Source organism: Pseudomonas sp. PS01298 (assembly GCF_029959745.1).
GTDB lineage: Bacteria > Pseudomonadota > Gammaproteobacteria > Pseudomonadales > Pseudomonadaceae > Aquipseudomonas > Aquipseudomonas aylmerensis.
The window spans coordinates 1-516 of record NZ_JASCPP010000242.1 but is presented as its reverse complement, the minus strand read 5'-3'; the positions used below and the strand labels follow the sequence as shown (position 1 = coordinate 516).

Here is a 516-nt window from a genome sequence, read left to right as displayed (position 1 = left end):
CTCAACTAAGAGAACTCACAAATTTTACCTTAGCCTGATCCGTTACCAGTGAAAGTAACGTTCAGTCTATCTTTCTATCACATACCCAAATTTTTAAAGAACGATCTAATCAAAGACTAGAAATCAACATTCACCATCAACTTGATGGAATGCTCATTTCTAAGCTTTCAAAACTTTCAGAAGCAGTAGTGGTGGAGCCAAACGGGATCGAACCGTTGACCTCCTGCGTGCAAGGCAGGCGCTCTCCCAGCTGAGCTATGGCCCCGTATTTCTACAGGCGTTTCCCACACAAAATTGGTGGGTCTGGGCAGATTCGAACTGCCGACCTCACCCTTATCAGGGGTGCGCTCTAACCAACTGAGCTACAGACCCAATTTCGGGCTGCTTCTTATCGTCTTCTTCAATGAATCAAGCAATTCGTGTGGGAACTTATGGAGCAGCTGATGTCGTCGATTAAGGAGGTGATCCAGCCGCAGGTTCCCCTACGGCTACCTTGTTACGACTTCACCCCAGTCA

At 47.1% G+C, this 516-nt stretch carries 2 tRNA genes and 1 rRNA gene; all 3 read right to left on the bottom strand.

The window, feature by feature from the left end:
- Positions 1-189 precede the first annotated feature (189 nt).
- Positions 190-265 (bottom strand) — tRNA-Ala (locus QMX97_RS32050).
- A gap of 30 nt (positions 266-295) precedes the next feature.
- Positions 296-372 (bottom strand) — tRNA-Ile (locus QMX97_RS32045).
- Positions 373-454: 82 nt separating this feature from the next.
- Positions 455-516 (bottom strand): 16S ribosomal RNA (locus tag QMX97_RS32040); the annotation flags it as partial.